The 19,863-nt window shown below is 34.4% G+C and carries 20 protein-coding genes; 7 read left to right on the top strand and 13 right to left on the bottom strand.

Translation table 11 applies throughout. From position 1 onward, the window contains the following. Positions 1-88 precede the first annotated feature (88 nt). The 6 genes from ACHRV5_RS05975 to ACHRV5_RS05950 all read left to right on the top strand — a co-directional run bounded on the left by ACHRV5_RS05975 (position 89) and on the right by ACHRV5_RS05950 (position 5,782). The gene (locus tag ACHRV5_RS05975) at positions 89-976 is read left to right on the top strand and encodes a 3-hydroxyacyl-CoA dehydrogenase family protein (RefSeq protein ID WP_395426105.1); all 888 of its coding nucleotides are present in this window, start codon (positions 89-91) and stop codon (positions 974-976) included. 31 nt (positions 977-1,007) lie between these two features. After that, positions 1,008-1,688 (top strand): YggS family pyridoxal phosphate-dependent enzyme, encoded by a 681-nt coding sequence (locus ACHRV5_RS05970; RefSeq protein WP_395426104.1) that lies wholly within the window; start codon positions 1,008-1,010, stop codon positions 1,686-1,688. A gap of 43 nt (positions 1,689-1,731) precedes the next feature. After that, complete coding sequence (locus tag ACHRV5_RS05965) at positions 1,732-3,093, top strand: exonuclease domain-containing protein (RefSeq protein WP_047776329.1); 1,362 nt, start codon at positions 1,732-1,734, stop codon at positions 3,091-3,093. A 30-nt stretch (positions 3,094-3,123) separates the two neighbouring features. Further along, entirely contained in the window at positions 3,124-3,963 is an 840-nt protein-coding gene (locus tag ACHRV5_RS05960; protein ID WP_047776327.1) for an ion transporter, read from the top strand. Between the two features lie 137 nt (positions 3,964-4,100). Further along, positions 4,101-5,018: a tRNA (adenosine(37)-N6)-dimethylallyltransferase MiaA gene (gene miaA, locus ACHRV5_RS05955; protein ID WP_395426103.1), complete on the top strand. Its 918-nt coding sequence runs from the start codon at positions 4,101-4,103 to the stop codon at positions 5,016-5,018. Between the two features lie 23 nt (positions 5,019-5,041). Further along, a complete protein-coding gene (locus ACHRV5_RS05950; protein WP_395426102.1) occupies positions 5,042-5,782 on the top strand; it encodes an acyl-[acyl-carrier-protein] thioesterase in 741 nt (246 codons plus the stop codon). A gap of 582 nt (positions 5,783-6,364) precedes the next feature. Here the strand turns inward: ACHRV5_RS05950 and ACHRV5_RS05945 are convergent. The 13 genes from ACHRV5_RS05945 to ACHRV5_RS05885 all read right to left on the bottom strand — a co-directional run bounded on the left by ACHRV5_RS05945 (position 6,365) and on the right by ACHRV5_RS05885 (position 19,003). After that, the gene (locus ACHRV5_RS05945; RefSeq protein WP_047779290.1) at positions 6,365-7,081 is read right to left on the bottom strand and encodes a response regulator transcription factor; all 717 of its coding nucleotides are present in this window, start codon (positions 7,079-7,081) and stop codon (positions 6,365-6,367) included. Between the two features lie 3 nt (positions 7,082-7,084). After that, the gene (locus tag ACHRV5_RS05940) at positions 7,085-8,668 is read right to left on the bottom strand and encodes a sensor histidine kinase KdpD (RefSeq protein WP_047779289.1); all 1,584 of its coding nucleotides are present in this window, start codon (positions 8,666-8,668) and stop codon (positions 7,085-7,087) included. 59 nt (positions 8,669-8,727) lie between these two features. Next, positions 8,728-9,324 carry a dephospho-CoA kinase gene (gene coaE / locus ACHRV5_RS05935; RefSeq protein WP_395426101.1) on the bottom strand — a complete coding sequence of 199 codons (597 nt, stop codon included), beginning with the start codon at positions 9,322-9,324 and terminating at the stop codon, positions 8,728-8,730. A gap of 1 nt (position 9,325) precedes the next feature. Next, a complete protein-coding gene (locus ACHRV5_RS05930) occupies positions 9,326-10,324 on the bottom strand; it encodes a glycosyltransferase family 2 protein (protein ID WP_230001707.1) in 999 nt (332 codons plus the stop codon). A 122-nt stretch (positions 10,325-10,446) separates the two neighbouring features. Then, positions 10,447-11,637: an enoyl-ACP reductase FabV gene (gene fabV / locus ACHRV5_RS05925; protein WP_395426100.1), complete on the bottom strand. Its 1,191-nt coding sequence runs from the start codon at positions 11,635-11,637 to the stop codon at positions 10,447-10,449. Between the two features lie 61 nt (positions 11,638-11,698). Beyond that, a complete protein-coding gene (locus ACHRV5_RS05920) occupies positions 11,699-12,397 on the bottom strand; it encodes a hypothetical protein (protein WP_395426099.1) in 699 nt (232 codons plus the stop codon). 41 nt (positions 12,398-12,438) lie between these two features. Further along, positions 12,439-14,091 carry a DNA repair protein RecN gene (gene recN / locus ACHRV5_RS05915; protein WP_395426098.1) on the bottom strand — a complete coding sequence of 551 codons (1,653 nt, stop codon included), beginning with the start codon at positions 14,089-14,091 and terminating at the stop codon, positions 12,439-12,441. Between the two features lie 58 nt (positions 14,092-14,149). Beyond that, positions 14,150-15,037: a DUF4835 family protein gene (locus ACHRV5_RS05910; RefSeq protein WP_395426097.1), complete on the bottom strand. Its 888-nt coding sequence runs from the start codon at positions 15,035-15,037 to the stop codon at positions 14,150-14,152. Between the two features lie 81 nt (positions 15,038-15,118). Further along, complete coding sequence (gene coaBC, locus ACHRV5_RS05905) at positions 15,119-16,327, bottom strand: bifunctional phosphopantothenoylcysteine decarboxylase/phosphopantothenate--cysteine ligase CoaBC (RefSeq protein ID WP_047779282.1); 1,209 nt, start codon at positions 16,325-16,327, stop codon at positions 15,119-15,121. Positions 16,328-16,334: 7 nt separating this feature from the next. Beyond that, positions 16,335-16,652 (bottom strand): DNA-directed RNA polymerase subunit omega, encoded by a 318-nt coding sequence (locus tag ACHRV5_RS05900; protein ID WP_047779281.1) that lies wholly within the window; start codon positions 16,650-16,652, stop codon positions 16,335-16,337. Between the two features lie 9 nt (positions 16,653-16,661). Then, entirely contained in the window at positions 16,662-17,456 is a 795-nt protein-coding gene (locus tag ACHRV5_RS05895) for an outer membrane protein assembly factor BamD (protein ID WP_047779280.1), read from the bottom strand. A gap of 125 nt (positions 17,457-17,581) precedes the next feature. Then, positions 17,582-18,475, bottom strand: a complete 894-nt coding sequence (gene dapA / locus ACHRV5_RS05890; protein ID WP_047779279.1) for a 4-hydroxy-tetrahydrodipicolinate synthase — start codon at positions 18,473-18,475, stop codon at positions 17,582-17,584. 15 nt (positions 18,476-18,490) lie between these two features. Further along, on the bottom strand, positions 18,491-19,003 hold the full coding sequence (locus ACHRV5_RS05885; RefSeq protein ID WP_395426096.1) for a DUF6913 domain-containing protein: 513 nt from the start codon (positions 19,001-19,003) through the stop codon (positions 18,491-18,493). Positions 19,004-19,050: 47 nt separating this feature from the next. Between ACHRV5_RS05885 and ACHRV5_RS05880 the strand changes: the two genes are divergently transcribed. After that, on the top strand, positions 19,051-19,827 hold the full coding sequence (locus tag ACHRV5_RS05880) for a 5'-nucleotidase C-terminal domain-containing protein (protein ID WP_395426095.1): 777 nt from the start codon (positions 19,051-19,053) through the stop codon (positions 19,825-19,827). Positions 19,828-19,863: the final 36 nt, after the last annotated feature.

The following is a 19,863-nucleotide window of genomic DNA, read 5'->3' as shown; positions in this document are numbered from 1 at the left end:
AATATAACTAACCTAATCATTTAAGGTTTAAAGTTGGAAATAAAGCCGCTTTAAACCTTAACTTTTTAAAATTTAAATACGAAATTAAATGAAAACTATAGCTGTAATTGGTGCAGGAACAATGGGCAACGGAATTGCTCATACTTTTGCACAAAGTGGTTTTGTTGTAAAACTAATTGATGTTTCAGAAAAATCATTAGACAAAGGAATGGCAACTATTGCTGCCAATCTTGATAGAATGCAAGCAAAAGGGACTATTACTCCTGAAGAGGTTGCTAAAACGATTACCAATATTATTACCTATACAGACATCAAAGACGGTGTTGTCGGCGTTGATTTAGTAGTGGAAGCGGCTACCGAAAATGTTGAATTAAAATTGAATATTTTCAAACAATTAAACGAAGCCTGTTCACACAACACCATCTTAGCCACCAATACTTCGTCTATTTCAATTACACAAATCGGAGCTGTGGTATCACACCCCGAACGTGTTATCGGAATGCACTTTATGAATCCGGTGCCCATCATGAAGTTGGTAGAAATCATTCGTGGATACAATACCAGCGATGAAGTAACAAAAACCATCATGGATTTATCTGAGAAATTAGGTAAAACGCCTGTTGAAGTAAACGATTACCCGGGTTTTGTGGCAAATAGAATTTTAATGCCTATGTTAAACGAAGCCATCGAAACCTTATACAACAAAGTTGCAGGAGTTTATGAAATTGACACGGTAATGAAATTAGGAATGGGACACCCAATGGGACCTCTTCAACTAGCTGATTTTATTGGTCTTGATGTTTGTCTTGCCATTTTAAATGTAATGTACGAAGGTTTCAAAAATCCAAAATACGCTCCTTGTCCGTTATTAGTAAATATGGTACGTGCCCGAAAATTGGGTGTGAAATCCGGTGAAGGTTTTTATGATTATAGTGAAAGCAAAAAAGCAGAGAAAATTTCGAAGCAATTTTTGTAAAATTCAATCTTCTAAAAAATTAAACTAATAAATGTCAATAGCATCAAACTTAAATTCGATAAAAGCTACATTGCCGGAAAACATAACACTAGTTGCTGTTTCTAAAACTAAGCCCGTTTCAGACTTAATGGAAGCTTACGAAGCCGGTCAGCGCATTTTTGGAGAAAACAAAATCCAGGAAATGGCAGACAAATGGGAACAAATGCCAAAAGACATCCAATGGCATATGATCGGACATGTGCAGACGAATAAAGTTAAATTTATGGCGCCGTTTGTAAGTTTGATTCATGGAGTTGACAGCTTAAAACTATTACAGGAAATCAACAAACAGGCAGCAAAGAACAACAGAGTCATTGATTGCCTGTTACAAATGCATATTGCCGAAGAAGAAACCAAATTTGGTCTTGATGAAAACGAATTAAATGCACTCCTCTCTTCTACCGAATTCAAAGAGATGCAGCACATTAGAATTCTTGGATTAATGGGAATGGCAACTTTTACAGAAAATCAAAACCAAATAAGAAAAGAATTTATATATTTAAAATATATTTTTGATTCGTTACGCAGAGGTGCACATAGTAGAGATGCACAGCAGTGCATCTCTACCTCCATTTCAACCATTTCAATGGGAATGTCGGGCGATTACCAACTTGCTATCGAATGCGGCAGTACAATGGTCCGTATTGGCAGCAGCATTTTTGGAGGGCGTTAATAACCCGATTTGAAAACTGAATACTGACACTGAAAACTAAAATTTGTACGCAATACTAGACATAGAAACAACTGGAGGCCAGTTTAACGAAGAAGGAATTACCGAAATCGCCATTTATAAATTTGATGGCCATGAGGTAATTGACCAATTCATTAGCCTCGTTAATCCTGAAATTCCGATTCAGCCTTTTGTGGTTAAATTAACCGGAATTAACAATGCTATGCTGCGTTCAGCTCCCAAATTTTTTGAAATTGCCAAAAGAATCATCGAAATCACTTCTGACTGTATCATTGTAGCCCACAACGCTTCTTTTGATTACCGAATACTGCGAACAGAATTTCGTCGCTTAGGATATGATTTCGAAGCCAGAACACTTTGTACCGTTGAGCTTTCCAAAAAACTAATACCGGAACAAACTTCTTATAGTCTAGGAAAGTTAGTTCGGGCACTTGGAATACCAATGGCAGACAGACATCGCGCCAGCGGAGACGCCATGGCAACTGTAAAATTGTTCAAAATGCTCTTGGAAAAAGATTTGGAAAAAACAATTGTCAAAGATTTCATAAAACTTGAAGTCGAAAAAGGAATTGCGCCAAAATTACTGGATCTTCTAAGACAAATGCCAAGCAAAACCGGCGTGTACTACATTCATAACGAAAGTGGTACCCTGATTTATATTGGTAAAAGTCAAAACATAAAAAAACGAATCAACCAGCATTTTACCGGAATTACAACTAAAAGTAAAAAAATACAAGCGGAAGCTTTTACCATAACTTACGACGAGACCGGAAGCGAATTAATCGCACTTTTAAAAGAAAGCGAAGAAATAAAAATAAACCGACCAAGATACAACCGCTCGCAACGAAAAACGCTTTTTCAGTACGCTTTATATGCCGAAAAAGATGCAAACGGTTATATCAATCTCAGACTTGAAAAAGCGGACGGCCGCAAAAAAGAAATCACCTCCTTTGCCTCTTTGCAAGAAGGTAAAAATGCTCTTTTCAGATTTACGACAAAATACCATTTATGTCAGAAACTGACCGGATTGTATCAAAGTAAAAAAGAGTGTTTTCAATACAAAATAAAAGAATGCGATGGCGCTTGCCTTGGTGAAGTAACTCCCGAAGTATACAATGCCAGAGTGCAACAATTCATATCTGAAAACAGCTTCGAAAACAAAAGCATGATCTTGATTGACAAAGGCCGAAACGTAAACGAACGAAGCGCTGTCCTGATCGAAAACGGAATTTACAAGGGATATGCCTATTATGATCTGAATTATCAAATTACAAACATCGAAATCCTGAAGAATATTCTTATTCCGATGCAAAATAACCGTGATGTGAAAAATATAATTCAAAACGACATTCGTAGAAGCAAGACGTTAAAAATCCTATATTTCTAATACTTACAAACTTTACGTATCTTCGTAGAAATGACAACACCTAAATCAAAATACGAGGTTTTTAGAGAGCAAACAAAAATCATTCTCTACGGAACAAACACCTTTTGGGGACGCATGTTTGATTTGGTACTGCTCGGTTTGATTCTTCTAAGTGTTATTTTGGTTATGCTGGATACCGTGGAAGGAATCAATAGTAAATACCACTCACAACTGCTTATCTGCGAATGGATTATCACTGTGTTCTTTTCCATTGAATACATTTTACGCATCATAGCCATTCAAAAACCATTACGTTATGTTTTTAGTTTTTATGGCATAATCGACTTACTCGCTATTTTACCCATGTACATGTCGATTTTTTTTCCTGCTACCAATATACTGACGATCGTAAGAATATTGAGGTTTCTCAGATTATTCAAAATTCTGCATATACCCCAAATTTCGCATCAGTCTTTTCAGTTAAAAGAAGCTTTGCAGGCGAGTAAAGAAAAAATCCTTGTTTTTATCTATTTTGTCATCATTAGCGCTGTAATTATCGGTGCTTTAATGTATGTCGTAGAAGGACGTGAAAGCGGCTTTACAAGCATCCCTGTAGGTATCTATTGGGCAATAGTAACTTTGACTACGGTTGGATATGGCGATATATCACCGGCAACACCTTTAGGACAGTTTTTAGCGTCTCTGGTTATGATTATGGGGTACGGAATTATTGCTGTTCCCACAGGAATTGTTACTGCTGAATTTGCAAAAAGCAGCCTGAGAGGCAACGCTGTCAGTACAAAAAATACGTGTAAAAAATGCAATGCACAAGTACACTTTGACAGTGCAAAATATTGTCATGAATGCGGAACCGAATTACAAAAGACTTAATCAATACCACCATTCCAACACAACAGTTAACGACTCTATTAGTATCTTTGCCGAAGAAAAAGAAGATCTCAACTGCTGTTCTTTTATACTAAATAAATTATAACTCCGGATTTTGATTCTCCACCGGACCAAAAAATATGAAATATTTAATTACCATCGTCGGACCAACTGCTATAGGCAAAACTGCCTTAAGCATTGCTTTGGCGCAACATTTCAAATGCGAGATCCTTTCTTGCGACAGTCGTCAGTTTTTTAAAGAAATGACTATTGGTACTGCGGTACCGAACGAAGAAGAACTACAAGCTGCAACACACCATTTCATTCAAAATAAATCTATTTTCGAAAATTACACAGTTGGTGACTACGAAAAAGAAGCACTGATTAAACTGGAGCAGTTGTTTCAGGAAAATGATTTCGCCATTTTAATTGGTGGTTCAGGTTTATATGTCGATGCCGTTTTAAAAGGTTTTGATGAATTTCCGGAAATTGATCCCGAAATCAGATCCGAAGTAAATTCCAATTATGAAAAACTCGGAATCAACTACCTGCAAGAACAACTAAAAAAGCTGGACCCTGATTATTATCAAAAAATAAACCTGGAAAACCCACAAACGCTACAAAATCCACAGCGTATGATGCGTTTTACAGAGGTTTGCCTAGGAACCGGAAAACCCTATTCTTCTTTCCTGAATCAGAAAAAAGGCAACCGAAACTTCACTCCGATCTTAATTGGTTTAGAAGCCGACAGAGCTGTTATTTACGATCGTATCAATCAACGTGTTAATATAATGATACAGGAAGGTTTACTTACAGAAGCCGAAAGACTTTATCCTAATAAAGCGTTAAATGCACTTCAAACGGTCGGTTACAGAGAATTATTTAGTTATTTTGACAAAGAATTCACGCTTGCCTTTGCGATTGAAGAAATCAAGAAAAACACGCGTCGTTTTTCCAAACGTCAATTGACCTGGTTCAAACGAAATGAAAGTACCAAATGGTTTGATTATGCTACTCCAAAAAGCGAAATCATCAAGTACATTCAATCTAAAATCTAAAGTCATAAATTTAAAATTAAAAAATGCCTATATCTCCAAATTTCACTTCCGTTTTAAGCAAAGAATGGGAAATTAATTTTACACAATGCACCCCAAACGGTTATTTAAAATATACTGATTTGTGTAACCTTCTGCAACTAACCGCTGCGGCACACTCAGAAGTTGGAGGCATTAGTTTTGCTGATATGCAGGAATTTGATCAGGCCTGGGTATTAAGCCGAATGCGTGTTGAAGTAACCGCTTTACCAAAATGGCAGGATACCGTAACGGTAAAAACATGGATAAACAGTCTTGAGAATTCACGTTCTGTTCGTGCACTGGAAATATATGTTAATGGTAAAAAGATTGTTGGAAGTGAAACATTCTGGGCCGTATTCAACACCAAAGCCCGTCGTCCCGAAGCCTTAGCGTTACCCTACCAACATTTTGAATTATTTCCTGAAAACAGAGCAACTGTAGAAGGTTTCTCTAAAATAAATGTCAATCCGGAAAAAGAGTCTGTATTTGAAAAAACCGTTTACTTATCTGATTTAGATATTGTAAATCACGCCAACAATGTAAAATATCTGGAATGGTGTTTAGACCACGTTGATCCAAACAAAATTTTAAAGCAGGAAATCGCCAGTTTTGAAATGAATTTCATGAAAGAGTTATCGCTAAATGATGCTGTTGTTATTCATGAAAGCGAAACGGAAATTGATTCCACTTTTAGCATTACCAAAAAAGATAAAATCTGTTTTGCCTTACAAGTTAACTGGAAATAAAATACAACTAAATCAGAATCTGAAATCAAATTCTTTTAATCCATTTAACCTGTGTGCGTTTTTTTTGTCACAGATTTCAAGAAAGTGGGTTTACAACTTTGACAAAGAGTTGCTAACTTTACAGACCTATGAGCAAAGAAAGCCACAGATTAAAGGATTAAATGATTTACAAAATCTGTGTAAATCCTTTTAATCAGTGGCAAAAAAATAATTCGTGCCAATTGGTGAAATTCAGATCAAAAGTTGCAAAGTGGTTTACGCCCCCCCTTTATTTAAAATAGCACGCCCCATTTGTCCTTTCGACGAAGGAGAAATCTCCGTAAGAAACTCCATAAATACGAGCTTGTAAACGAAAACCTCTCCTTCGTCGAAAGAACACAAAACGGGAACAGTAGTAACGTTTGCTCATTTAATTGACTTAAGTCCGCGCGCGGAACGCCCTCGTCAGTGCCGAACAGATCAAAAGTTCTTTCTCTAACTTGCAAGGCAAGTCTCAGATTCCTCCAAAGGTTTTACCGATACATCATAAAAAAAGCTCTGATTTCTCAGAGCTTCCATTTATTTTCGATAAGGTGAATCTACTTATTCAGCAATTTTGCTTTTAACAACTAATCTGAAACCTTCTCCGTGAATGTTTAAGATCTCAACATCTTCATCTGCTTTTAGATATTTTCTAAGTTTAGCGATATAAACGTCCATACTTCTTGAAGTAAAATAGTTATCGTCTCTCCAGATTTTAGTTAACGCTAATTCTCTTGGCATCAAATCATTTTCATGAAGAATAAGCATCTTAAGCAATTCGTTCTCTTTTGGAGATAATTTAATTGCTTCATCATTTTCAAAAGTTAAGAATCTAAGTTTAGAGTTTAAGTGGAATTTACCAATATTAAACTCAAACTGCACTTGTTCTGCTTTTGTATCCGCAGATTTTCTTTGGATAATGGCTTTGATTTTCATCAATAAAACTTCTGAATCAAAAGGTTTATTTAAGTAATCATCAGCACCTGCTTTGTATCCTTTTAACACATCCTCTTTCATTGATTTTGCTGTTAAGAAGATAATTGGCACTTCGCTGTTTTTCTCTCTAATTTCTTTTGCTAAGGTATAACCATCTTTATACGGCATCATTACATCAAGAATACATAAATCATATACATCTTTCTTGAATTTTTCGAAACCTTCCATACCGTTTTTAGCTAAAGTAACTTCAAAGTCATTTAACATTAGATAATCTTTAAGAACTGCCCCAAAATTAAGGTCATCTTCTACTAAAAGTATTCTTTTGTTATTATTTTCCATATTTTAATTTATTAATGGTATTTTTATTATAAAGGTGCTACCTTTTCCTTTTTCGCTTTCAACATATACTTGACCATTGTGATCCTCTACTATTCTTTTTACATAAGCAAGGCCTAAACCATGTCCCTTTACATTATGTAAGTCTCCGGTATGTTCTCTGTAAAATTTCTCAAAAACTCTTTTCTGAGCTATCTTACTCATACCTAAACCATTATCTTTTACTTTTATCAGAATCATGTCTTTGACGTTTTCTGTAAAAATTTCAATTTCAGGTATATCTGGCGAATATTTTATTGCGTTTTCTAAAATATTTACCAAAACGTTTGTAAAATGAACTTCATTGATCAGACAGGTTGTTCTTGCAGCATTCAAATGCTTCACAACAGTTCCTTGTCTGTCTTCTAAAATTAAATTTACGTGCTCAATTGCATCATCAATAATATCGTGAACGGCAGTTGGCTCTTTTGAAATATCTAATTCTCTTTTTTCTAATTTAGAGATTCTAAGAACATTCTCTACTTGTGCATGCATCCTCTTGTTTTCATCTCTAATCATCTGAAGATATCGGAAAACCTTTTCTTTATCTTCAATAATCTTCGGATTCCGAATGGCGTCAAGCGCTAAATTTATTGTTGCAATCGGAGTTTTAAACTCATGCGTCATATTATTTATAAAATCGGTTTTGATTTCAGAAATATGCTTTTGTCGTATTAATTGATTTAACGCACTTGTATAGGCAACTATTATAATTAATGTAAAAATTATTGATAGTATCGTAATACTTAATAACTCAGATAATAAAAACTTCTTTTTATGTGGGAAGGTGATAAACAATTCATATTTACTATTTCCTTCATTGTCCGTATATATAGGTACATGATAACTTGCGTCTTTGTCATAATGAAAACCTTCCGATTTCACTTTTGTTGCCAGGCCACTATTTAAAACACCATATTCAAATTTGGTTTTAACACCATATTCTTCTAATTCCTTTTTTAATAGTTTTTGAAGCTTATCTCCGGTAATTCTTCCTTCTATTGGGGTTAAAGAAGCAATATCTTTGTACTGAATTTGTTGTTGTACTTTATTTAAAATGTCTAAACTACCTGATTTCTCTATTTTAAGATCCGGTATAACAGTTTGATTCAACGAATTATTGTCAATACCATTATTATTGTAAACTTCTGTAACGCGTTTTGCACTGAAATTTTTAAATCGCTCGCTGCTGAATTTTTTATTAAAAAGCGAACCATTTATATCATAATCCTCAGAGGTCAGCGTATTAGAATAAATAATAGTCTTATTTGTTTTTGTATTTCTTTGAACGTAATAAACCTGAAGCAAATCTTCTTTTTTCGGAGTTTTACCGGTACTGTCTTTTATTCTGTTGTATTTGTCATAAAAACTGTACTCTTCCTGCTGCTCAAGCTTGTCTGCAACATTTCCAATTACCTGAGTAACATGATACTTAAACTGTTCGTCATTGTTCTTAAACGAAGAGTTAAACCAATATACTTGAACCAGAATTATCCCAATTAAGGACAAGCTCATCAGTAAAACAAGTATTCTAAAAAATAATTTATTCATCGAAACAAAATTAATATTTTAACAATATACTAAATAATACATTAACCAAATATTAACATTTAAGACTGATTTTGTTTTATATTTAAAATTTTAAGAATTTTAACAACTTCTTCTCTAGCTTTTTTAAGATTCTCGTTATTAATTACAAAATTGCTTCCAGAAATGCGTTTTTCATCATTCCATTGCATTTTCATGCGGCTTAAAACATGCTCTCTTGTGGTATTGTCACGTTCTAAAACCCGTTTAATTCTTATTTCTTCCGGGGCAGTAACTGTTATTATAAAATCACATTCTTTATAACGACCGCTTTCAAATAAAATTGCGGCTTCGTAAATTATATATTCGTACTTTTCATGTTGCAATAACCATGCCTCGAAATCCGCTTTAACGGCAGGATGCACAATTGCATTTAACCGGTCTAACTTCTCCTTATCTTTAAATACGATCTCAGCCAGTTTGGGTCTGCTTAAAACATTATTCTCGAAAACAGCATTTCCGAAAATCGTTTTTATCTGTTCTAGAATGACTTCAGACTGCATTATTTTTCTGGCTCCGTCATCTGCGATATAAACCGGAACCCCCAACTCCTTAAAATAGTTCGCGATTGTTGTTTTACCACTTCCAATGCCACCTGTCAAACCAATAACTTTTGTCATACTACAATTTAAAAAACATACGAGGAAACGCCTCTTGCGGTTTTTTCTTTAATAGAATAATCTTAACAAATGATTTCAAGAACCCGGTTCCATAACCGTAGAACTGTTTCCAAACTGCTATTACTGACAAATACCCTATTTTAATGCTTTTATTCTGAATGCTGGCAGTAAGAAAAATAATAACGAAATATACAAAATATATTTGTAAGAAAAGATCAATATTAAAAATTAACAATAAAAAAGCTACTAACAAGCCGATTATAAAAGCTGTCGGAAAGAAAAAAGTAATTTTATTGTGCTCCGGATACCAACTGTTCAAAATAGGTCTCGCGATTCCAAACTTATGTACTTGAATCGAGAACTTTTCCCAGTCTATTCTACGTTTGTGATACACAAATGCATCAGGAAACAATCTGGTTTCAAAACCTAAATTCCACAAACGAATCGATAGATCCGGATCTTCTCCGGGATGAATATTTCCAAAACCGTTTGAAACTTCAAAAGCTTTCTTCGAAATTCCCATATTAAAACTTCTTGGCTGAAATTTGGTGATTTTCTCAGACCCCCCACGAATTCCTCCTGTAGTAAGAAAAGAAGTCATCGCAAAGTTGATTGCCTTCTGAATATCAGAAAAGCTATCCAGGGCCTTATCAGGTCCTCCAAAACAGTCTACATAATTAGCATTAAGTTCTTTTCGCACTTCGGTCAGATAGTGAGGCGGAATAATACAATCAGAATCAAAAATGATAAAGTAATCTCCTCTCGCCTTTTGCATCCCAAAGTTCCTTGAATCTCCCGGTCCTGAATTCTCTTTGAAATAATAGGAAATATTAAGTTTTCCCTGATAGGTCATCACCACCTCTTTACATGGTATTGAAGAACCATCTTCAACAAGAACAATTTCAAAAGCTTCATTATAATCAGATTTAGATAAACTTTCTAAAAGTTCATCAACTTCGTCTGGTCGATTATACACGGGTATAATTAAAGAAAAAATCATAATGGAATAGGGGGTATTAGAGTAGTAACTGTTTTAAGCTTAAAAATTTCAACAAAGATATGGTATATTCACAAAAAAACCATCAACTTTTGGTTGATGGTTTTATATATGATAAGCGGTACTTATTTAATACTTTCAATATTTACAACTTCATTTGCATCTGCTTTGTAATCAACTCCTGCAAATTCAAATCCAAATAAATTTAAGAAGTCATTTTTGTATCCTGCTAAATCTCCAATTCCCGGTAAAGATTCTGTAGTTGCCTCTAACCAAAGTTTAGCCACTTTTACCTGAACATCTTCACGCATTTCCCAATCGTCGATCCTGATTCTTCCTTTATCATCTGTTGGAACTGCTGATCCGGAATACAATCTGTCCTGAAACAAACGTTGAATTTGTTCGATACAACCTTCGTGAATTCCTTCTTCTTTCATGATTTTATACAACAAAGAAATATACAATGGAATAACCGGAATTGCAGAACTTGCCTGAGTAACCAAAGCTTTATTTACTGATACATACGCTTTTCCTCCTACTGATTTCAAACTTTCAGTGATCGAAAATGCTGTAGCTTCTAAATGATCTTTTGCACGACCTATCGTTCCTTTACGGTAAACTGCCTCTGTTAATGATGGCCCGATATATGAATAAGCAACTGTTGTAGCTCCTTCAACTAATAAATTTTCTTCTTTTAAAGCATCCATCCACATGGTCCAGTCTTCACCACCCATTACAGCAACGGTATTTTCGATATCATCGTCATTAGCCGGTGCAATCGAAACTTCTGTTACATTTCCGGTATGAAAATCAACTGTTTTGTTTGTGAATGTTTGTCCGATTGGCTTTAAAACAGAACGGTGCAAAACTCCTGTTACAGGGTGCAAACGTACTGGCGAAGCCAAACTGTAAATTACAAGATCTACTTGTCCTAAATCAGCTTTTATTAAATCTAAAGTTTGTCTTTTAATTTCATTTGAAAAAGCATCACCGTTGATACTTTTTGCATATAAACCTGCTTTATGCGCTTCAGTTTCAAAAGCCGCAGAATTGTACCAGCCCGGAGAAGCTGTTTTTCCTTCAACTGGTGGTTTTTCAAAAAACACTCCAATTGTAGCCGCATCAGACCCGAAAGCACTTGTAATTCTGGAAGCTAATCCAAAACCTGTTGACGCACCAATAACCAATACTTTTTTAGCTCCGGCAATTGGTCCTTTTGATTTGATATATTCTATTTGATTCTTAACATTTTGCTCGCATCCTTTTGGGTGTGATGTCAAACAAATAAATCCTCTCATTCTAGGCTCTATAATCATATTTTTTTTATTTCAATTTTAGCTTTATTCTTTTTATACCGAAATACTATTGAATACAGTATTACTTAATAATTTTATCGATATTCTCACGGACAACCAAAATACCCACCTCCTTATCACTACACTCTATCCTGGTTCCTTTATATTCTTCAATAAGAAGATTCAAACCTTCACAATCTCTTATGAAATTAAACTCTTTTTTTTCAACGTTAAATACAATTCCTTTCAATTTGTTCAAATTAGAACCAACAACCATTCCAACCGCTCCTCCTGTTCCATACGCAAAGGCTTTAGACCACATGTTTGCATAAGGCCCTTCAAAATACCAGAACTTACCATCACTTATAACTCTATGATAAGAATTCAAATCATTACCTTCTTGATTTTTATCTTTTTTAGAGGCAAGCTTTTTAATTAATCTTTGTTGAATATACAAACTACCGTTATAAGATATTGCAGCATAATTACTTACTCTAACACTGTCTCTTTTAAAATAAAAGTAAACCTGATCAGCAACAACATCTTTAGCAAGAGAATTTTTTTGATAACCAACAATAGGTCTTCTTTCTATAGCGTCCCCCATATTTATCCCCTTCTTTTGAAGAAGATCATCGAATGTAGGATAAACACCTTGCGGATAATCTTTAACTAAGTAAGAAGTTCCACTCGTATTTAATTCAGAACTTACAACATTCTGATTACCATCCTGAGCATTGAGCTGGATAATAAAAAAGAAAAAAAAAGTTATTTCTTTAAACATCGATTATATATAAATTTGTTGAGCAAATATAAATTAAATATTTAATTTAATAATTCTTTTGCATGATTTAACGCCGAATCTGAAATGTTGGCGCCGGAAAGCATCTGAGCGATTTCCGTAACTCTTTCTTCCTGAGACAGTAACTTTAATTCGGACTGTGTATCTTCATCAACCGTAGATTTGAAGACTTTGAAATGAGAATCTCCTTTTGCCGCAATCTGTGGCAAATGGGTAATGGCAAATATCTGCATTGTAGCGCTCATTTCTTTCATAATCTCCCCCATTCTGATGGCAATTTCTCCCGAAACTCCGGTGTCGATTTCATCAAAAATTAAAGTAGGTAATTTAGAATACTTTGCCAAAATTGCTTTAACAGCTAACATGATACGGGACATTTCTCCTCCGGAAGCCACTTTTTTAAGCAATCCGAAATCGGTTCCTTTATTGGCAGAGAACAAAAATTGCAATTCGTCTTTTCCGTTTTGAAAATAGGTCTCAGAAGGCAAAAGTTCCATATTAAAACGAACATTTGGCATTCCTAAAGTTTCAAGAATCGTAATTAACTGATTCGATAAAACCGGAATGGCATTCTCTCTATTTTGGTGAATTATCACTGAGAAAGCATCTAATTCCAATGTTTTCTGCTCTAGTGACTGTGATAAAACCGCAATTTCTTCCTCGATATTCCCTAATTCAATAACTGCACTTTCCAAATTAGCCTGAATCTGAAGCAATTCGTCAACGGTAGTGACCTGATGTTTCTTTTGAAGATTGTAAATCAATTGCAATTTCTGATTGGTTAGTTCTAACTTCTCAGGGTCATTTATTAATTTTTCGGAAGCATTTTGCAATTCTCTCGAAACATCATCAAATTCAATTGCAACACTGGTAATTCTTTCAAACAAACTCTGATATTCCACAGAAAAAAGAGCTATTTTTTGCAAAGAAGTTTTGATTTCGTTCAGATTATGAAAAACTCCAAATTGTTCTTCATTAGAAATCGACAACGATTTATCGATTGATTCTTTTATAATTTCAACGTTATTCAGTTTTTCAAACTCAGCTTCCAGTTCTTCTTGTTCCCCTGATTTTAATTTAGCCGAAACCAATTCATTCAATAAAAAAGTGTTGTATTCCTGCTCTTTCCCTGAATCACTTTGCTTTTTCAGCAACGCATTTAGTTTTGACTTATCAGATTTATAAGTCTTGAGTAGTTTTTGATAGGAACCTATTACCTCTGTATTATTGGCAATTGCGTCAATTATTTTAAACTGAACACTTTCATCAGAAAGCTCCTGAGTTTGCTGTTGCGAATGAATATCAATCAAAAACAAACTCAAATCCTGTAATTCCTGAAGATTTACCGGACTGTCATTAATAAAAGCACGCGATTTTCCTGAAGGCAGAATTTCACGTCTAATAATTGTTTCTTCTTCATAATCGAGATCATTTGCTTCAAAAAACTCTTTCAGATTGTATTTTGAGATTTCAAATTGTGCTTCGATAACACATTTCTCTTCTTTATTTTTTAGTGAAGTTAAATCGGCTCTTTTTCCAAGAACCAAACCTATTGCTCCCAGAATAATCGATTTTCCGGCACCTGTTTCTCCTGTAATTATCGAAAATCCTTTTGAAAAATCAATAGCGAGTTTTTCAATCAGAGCATAGTTTTTAATTGACAGTGAAGTAATCATAAGAAAAATTGATAAGTATAAAAAATAGTAATGAGGAAACTAAAATAACAGCAAGCAATTAAAATTTTATTTGCGACCATTTCGTAGCGTTCAATGGCGAAACTCTGCTTAAAACATCCGTTAAATCGGTGATCGGAATACTGGGACCGCCCGAAAAGATTGAAACAATCTCATCTGATTTGGCATCAAAAAATATCCGGGTTAAAAAAGCGTTCGGTTTAACCGAATTTACTTTAGCAATAAGCAGTATAGAAGACTTTATCTTCTCTTTTGCTGCTTTTAAATCCTGGTTCATGGTATCCAGACCTGAGTGGTATAAAGCCCACGTTTGTCTTAAATCACTGTAAGTAGGAGAAAGCATGTCGTTTATTAAAAAATAACGGTTTTGTACACCGTCTGACTGACTCCATCCTTTATAACCACCTTGTTGCGCAACGTTTGCAATATTCTGAGCCGTTTCCAGATAAGAACTTCCTGCACCCATCTGAAACGTATCGGCATCTATTCCTAAAATCATAAAACTGTAAAAGGAAACTAAAGAAACTAAATTAGATTCAAAATTAGTCGGATTAAATAATAAAGGCTCGTATTCGGTATAACTGAAACTAAAATCTTTATCGTTATAATTAAAAATCGGAGAGGAATAAGTCGAATTATAGACCATTCTTGAAGCCTGTATCTGGATTGTTCCCGAATACTGATTGGAATTATACGATGACAGCGTAATATACATCGAACAATTGATGCGTTCGTTTTGCTTCAAAACAGATCCGGCCCAATCGGTTTTATTTACGAATTCAGACAAAGCGGTCTCAAGCGTTTTGAAAACCTGTTGATTTGGAGTTGCAAGTCTTTCCGTATTTATAGTTACAGTACAATTTAACTGCTGCGCCTGCGAAAAGCCAAAAATCAAAAATACCAGAATAGTAACTATTTTTTTACACATACGAACATAATATTTGCTTTTAGCGAAATAGACTAGCGCTAATTTTTAATTCCGTTTTCGATTTAAAATCAATAGTGCTGTTTATGAAAAATGTGAAATCACTTTATTCAAAATATCAGCAGCCACTAATTCTTTTGATTTTAATTCCATCGGCTCAATTTTAAAATTTTTATCAATAAAAGTAATTTTATTGGTTTCTTTCTTAAAACCGGCACCTTCGTCTTGTAAGGAATTTAAAACAATCAAATCTAAGTTTTTTTTCTGAATTTTCAACTTAGCATTCTCAATTTCATTTTCAGTTTCTAATGCAAAGCCAATCAAATATTGATTTTTCTTAGTATTGCCAAGTGATAATAAAATATCTTTTGTTTTCTCGAGTTCAATCGAAAATTCATCCGCTGCTTTTTTTATTTTCTGCGAGGCTACTACTTTTGGCTTATAATCGGCAACTGCCGCTGCTGCAACAGCCACATCAACATCGTCAAAATACAGATGACAGGCATCGTACATTTCTTGTGCTGATACGACACTTACAACTTTGATTGAGGTGTTTTTTGCTTTAAAATGGGTTGGCCCCGAAACTAAAACAACACTGGCTCCTAAATCTGCCGCTGCATTTGCAATATCAAACCCCATTTTTCCCGAAGAATGATTTCCTATAAAACGCACAGGATCTATTGCTTCGTATGTTGGTCCTGCAGTAATTAGTATTTTTTTTCCTTTTAAAGGCAATTTGCTCTCTAAATCAGCTTCAAGAAATGCGATTATGTTCTCAGGTTCAGCCATTCTTCCTTCACCGGAAAGGCCACTGGCCAATTCTCCGTTTTCTGCAGGAATCATAGTATTACCAAATTGCTTTAAAGCAGTAAAACTCGCAATTGTAGAAGGGTGTTTGTACATGTCCAAATCCATTGCCGGAGCAAAGTAAACAGGACATTTAGCCGATAAGTAAGCTGCAATCAAAAGATTATCACAGTTACCGGTTGTCATTTTAGATAATGTATTTGCGGTTGCCGGAGCAATAAGCATTAAATCAGCCCAAAGTGCTAATTCGACATGATTGTTCCAAACAGCATCTTCATCATCCTGATTAAAAAAATTGGAATGTACCGGATTTTTGGATAGTGTAGATAACGTAAGTGGCGTTACAAAATCCTTAGAAGCAGGTGTCATTATCACTTGGACATGTGCACCTGCTTTTATAAAAAGTCGTACTAATGATGCTGTTTTATACGCTGCAATTCCACCGGAAACTCCCAGTAAAATTTTCTTTCCGTTTAAAACTGACATTATACTATTATTTGTTTGTACCTCTGTGGTATGTTTTACCGTCTAACCATTCTTGAACAGCTAAAGCGTGTGGTTTAGGTAATTTTTCGTAAAATTTAGATACTTCAATTTGCTCTTTATTTTCAAAAACTTCCTCAAGACTGTCATTGTAAGTAGCAAACTCTTCTAACTTCTCAGTTAATTCTTTTTTGATTTCAGAATTAATCTGATTTGCTCTTTTAGCCATAATGGTAATTGCCTCATACACATTTCCTGTTGGCTCTTCAATAACTGTTTTATTGTAAGTTATTGTATTTACAGGAGCATTCGTCTTTTTTAAATCCATGACTTTATTTTATTTAGTAAATTTTTGTAAATCTGTTTCAACTCTGGCATTCATTTCTTCAGCCTTCACTTTGTATTTGGTATCGCTCTTAAACTTAATTAAGTTACCATACGCCACCTTTGCCACATTTAAACGTTCCTGCATTTTTGCCGGAATACTGTTTATTGCCAATTTGTATGCAGAATCATATTTATAGAACAATGCATCCTCTTTAAAAGGTGTTCCCGGAAAATCAGCAATAAAATTATCAAAAGCGATTAAAGCTGATTTATAATCTGAAATCAAATTATATCCTTTGGCATTTTCGTATGCTTTTTTCTCTAGTTTCCCATTTAAAACTTTTACGGCATCATTTGCCTGACCAATGTATTCTGAATTCGGGTAATTATCAATAAAGGCTTGTAATTTCTCTAATCCTTTTGCTGTATCAGTCTGATCTAAACTGTAAACAGGTGATAATTTTGAATAACTGTAAGCCCCAAGAAAAGCAGCTTCCTGCACTTTCTCGCTTCGTGGGTAACCCGAAACAAAACTTTCAAACTGGTAACCTGCCAAATAATATTGTTTGGTCTTATAATACGACTGAGAAAACATGTAAAACAGTTTTTCAGCCTGAGGTTTACCTCTATACGTAGGTGCCAATTGTTCAAAAAGACGAATTGCCTTTGAATATTTGCCAGCATCATACATTTTTGTTGCTACTTCAAACTTTGCTGCAACATCTTCATTTTTTAATGCTTTTTGGTAATCACTACAAGAACAAAAAAGGGCAACAACAATTAATAGAGATACTATTTTTTTCATTTTATTACTTTTATTATGATTACTCAGACAATTGTGCCAAAGCAAAATCACACCGAAGTTCCGGTGGCAAATTTAGTTATTAATTTAGCTACTACAAAATATTTTTTTGGTATAATAAAATACCGTTAATCCTGCTCTACTTTAATGCTTTTTTTAACAAATTCATTCAACCTGTTTGCCAGTTCATCGTCTACCGTTACCAATGGCAAACGCACTGTGTTCTCAGCAATACCAAGGGCTTTGAATACTTGTTTGATTCCGGCAGGATTTCCCTGTTCGAAAATCATATCAATACAATCGGATAAAAAGTACTGCGTCTTAAAAGCTTCATTTACTTTTTTATTCAATCCTAAACGGATCATTTCTGAAAATTCTTTTGGAAAACCTTGTCCAATTACAGAAATTACTCCTGCTCCACCGGCCAAAACGATTGGCAAAGCAATCATATCATCTCCTGAAATTACAAGAAAATCTTTCGGTGCATTTTTTATCAGCTGCATGGCTTGCACTACATCTCCTGCTGCTTCTTTTATGGCTACTATATTTTCAAAATCATTTGCCAGACGCACTACTGTTGCCGGCAACATATTACTTGACGTTCTTCCCGGTACATTATACAATATCACAGGTATAGGAGAAGCTTCAGCTATTGCTTTAAAATGCTGATAAATACCTTCTTGTGTCGGTTTATTATAATAAGGAGAAACAGAAAGAATAGCTTCAAATGCAGAAAAATCCCTAGTCTTTAATTCCTCAACCAGTTGCATGGTATTATTACCTCCAACACCCAGTACAAGAGGCAATCTTCCTTTATTATATTCTACAACTGCATCTATAACCAATTCTTTTTCTGCTTGCGTCAAGGTAGCATTTTCTGCTGTGGTCCCCATAACAACAAGATACTCAACTCCTCCATCGATCGAAAAATTAACGATTCGTTGTAATGCTTCAAAATCAATTGAAAAGTCTTTTTTAAATGGAGTTACCAGAGCAACACCGGTTCCTATTAATGATTGCATATTCTACTTTATAATTTATTTAATGTTCTTTAAATACCTAAACAATTCGAAAACGAAAAGTTTATAATTTTCCAGGGTGGTATCTATCATCCATCGGTTTAATTCTTTATCGACGGATGTAAAACCAACTTTAAATTTTGCCTTTGACTTCGCCGTTATCAACATCAAAATCGTTTTTTCGATGTCGTAATAACTAATCAAAAGATCAAATTCTGTTTCGATAAATTCAGTTAAAAAATCTGTTTCAATCTCCCCTTTCCAATTGATGTGTTTTCTACCAAATGTGGGTCTTGAATACGTTTTTTTCTCCTTAAATTTATCTCTATACGCAACAATTTTTATGTTATCGGGGTTGATTCCATTCAAGACAAGCTCTTTTATCAGCTCTTTTGAATGTTTAAACTTAGTCTCATCAACCAGTAAACCAATTGTTTGTATAGCACTTGTAAAGACTTCATTTTTTACGCTACGCAAGTTATTTTTTAACGATTTTTTTATAAAAAATTCCTTTATGTAATTTAAAAACATAGTACATTTACGAGATTACAAAATTAATTATTTAAGTCGCATTTAAGATGGTAAAACTAAAAAAGTATAACGGGTTTTTAAAACTTTTTGTTATATTCTTAACACTTTTTTTTATAACTTCTTGTAGCAAGAACTACAATTTAACGAAGATAGAAGGGAAACAACTTCCTATAACCGAGAAAGCTCCACAAACTCCGGAAATCGAAACTTTTATTACTCCCTATCGCAATAACATCAATAAAGATTTGGACAGTATTTTAGCTTATTCCCCTGAAACACTGGAAAAAAGTACCGGAAAATGGCAAACCAGTATTGGTAATCTAATTGCTGATGTTTGCTTAAAAAGAGGGAATACCGTTTTTAATGCTCGTGAGAAAAAAGATATCGATTTGTGTTTTTTAAATCATGGCGGAATCCGTGCTATATTACCAAAAGGGAATGTTACCAAAAGAACGGCTTTTGAAATTATGCCTTTCGAAAACAATCTGGTGGTTCTGGCTCTAAAAGGAGAACAACTCGTAGCAATGACCTCTTATATTATTAAGGAGAAAAAACCGCATCCTTTGGCAGGAATGACTTTTACAATCTCTAAAGACAATACACCAAAAAACATACTTGTTCAGGGAAAACCGCTTGATACCAACAAAACGTATTATGTTGCTACCAATGATTACCTGGCAAATGGCGGAGACAACATGAACTTTTTCTTAAAAACTACTCAGAAATTTGATTTGAATTACAAACTTCGAAATGTACTGATTGATTACTTTAAGGAAGTAGACACGATTCCGGTGGCCAAAGACATTAGAATAACAGAAGAATAACTCCATTTAAATTACAATTACACTCAGCGTCCAGCT

The organism is Flavobacterium sp. FlaQc-52, assembly GCF_044007495.1.
Lineage (GTDB): Bacteria > Bacteroidota > Bacteroidia > Flavobacteriales > Flavobacteriaceae > Flavobacterium > Flavobacterium cupriresistens.
Note: the sequence above shows the minus strand (reverse complement) of the source record. Positions and strands in the feature narration are given on the sequence as shown.

Excerpts from the sequence above, each read along its gene's own strand:
- ACHRV5_RS05940 (WP_047779289.1), bottom strand. The coding sequence starts at position 8,668 with ATGAATAAATTATTTTTTAGAATACTTGTTTTACTGATGAGCTTGTCC.
- dapA (WP_047779279.1), bottom strand. The coding sequence starts at position 18,475 with ATGCAATCATTAATAGGAACCGGTGTTGCTCTGGTAACTCCATTTAAA.
- ACHRV5_RS05970 (WP_395426104.1), top strand. The coding sequence starts at position 1,008 with ATGTCAATAGCATCAAACTTAAATTCGATAAAAGCTACATTGCCGGAA.
- coaE (WP_395426101.1), bottom strand. The coding sequence starts at position 9,324 with ATGACAAAAGTTATTGGTTTGACAGGTGGCATTGGAAGTGGTAAAACA.
- ACHRV5_RS05960 (WP_047776327.1), top strand. The coding sequence starts at position 3,124 with ATGACAACACCTAAATCAAAATACGAGGTTTTTAGAGAGCAAACAAAA.
- ACHRV5_RS05950 (WP_395426102.1), top strand. The coding sequence starts at position 5,042 with ATGCCTATATCTCCAAATTTCACTTCCGTTTTAAGCAAAGAATGGGAA.
- ACHRV5_RS05920 (WP_395426099.1), bottom strand. The coding sequence starts at position 12,397 with ATGTTTAAAGAAATAACTTTTTTTTTCTTTTTTATTATCCAGCTCAAT.
- ACHRV5_RS05930 (WP_230001707.1), bottom strand. The coding sequence starts at position 10,324 with ATGATTTTTTCTTTAATTATACCCGTGTATAATCGACCAGACGAAGTT.
- ACHRV5_RS05885 (WP_395426096.1), bottom strand. The coding sequence starts at position 19,003 with ATGTTTTTAAATTACATAAAGGAATTTTTTATAAAAAAATCGTTAAAA.
- coaBC (WP_047779282.1), bottom strand. The coding sequence starts at position 16,327 with ATGTCAGTTTTAAACGGAAAGAAAATTTTACTGGGAGTTTCCGGTGGA.
- recN (WP_395426098.1), bottom strand. The coding sequence starts at position 14,091 with ATGATTACTTCACTGTCAATTAAAAACTATGCTCTGATTGAAAAACTC.
- ACHRV5_RS05895 (WP_047779280.1), bottom strand. The coding sequence starts at position 17,456 with ATGAAAAAAATAGTATCTCTATTAATTGTTGTTGCCCTTTTTTGTTCT.
- ACHRV5_RS05945 (WP_047779290.1), bottom strand. The coding sequence starts at position 7,081 with ATGGAAAATAATAACAAAAGAATACTTTTAGTAGAAGATGACCTTAAT.
- ACHRV5_RS05880 (WP_395426095.1), top strand. The coding sequence starts at position 19,051 with ATGGTAAAACTAAAAAAGTATAACGGGTTTTTAAAACTTTTTGTTATA.
- miaA (WP_395426103.1), top strand. The coding sequence starts at position 4,101 with ATGAAATATTTAATTACCATCGTCGGACCAACTGCTATAGGCAAAACT.
- fabV (WP_395426100.1), bottom strand. The coding sequence starts at position 11,637 with ATGATTATAGAGCCTAGAATGAGAGGATTTATTTGTTTGACATCACAC.
- ACHRV5_RS05900 (WP_047779281.1), bottom strand. The coding sequence starts at position 16,652 with ATGGATTTAAAAAAGACGAATGCTCCTGTAAATACAATAACTTACAAT.
- ACHRV5_RS05910 (WP_395426097.1), bottom strand. The coding sequence starts at position 15,037 with ATGTGTAAAAAAATAGTTACTATTCTGGTATTTTTGATTTTTGGCTTT.
- ACHRV5_RS05975 (WP_395426105.1), top strand. The coding sequence starts at position 89 with ATGAAAACTATAGCTGTAATTGGTGCAGGAACAATGGGCAACGGAATT.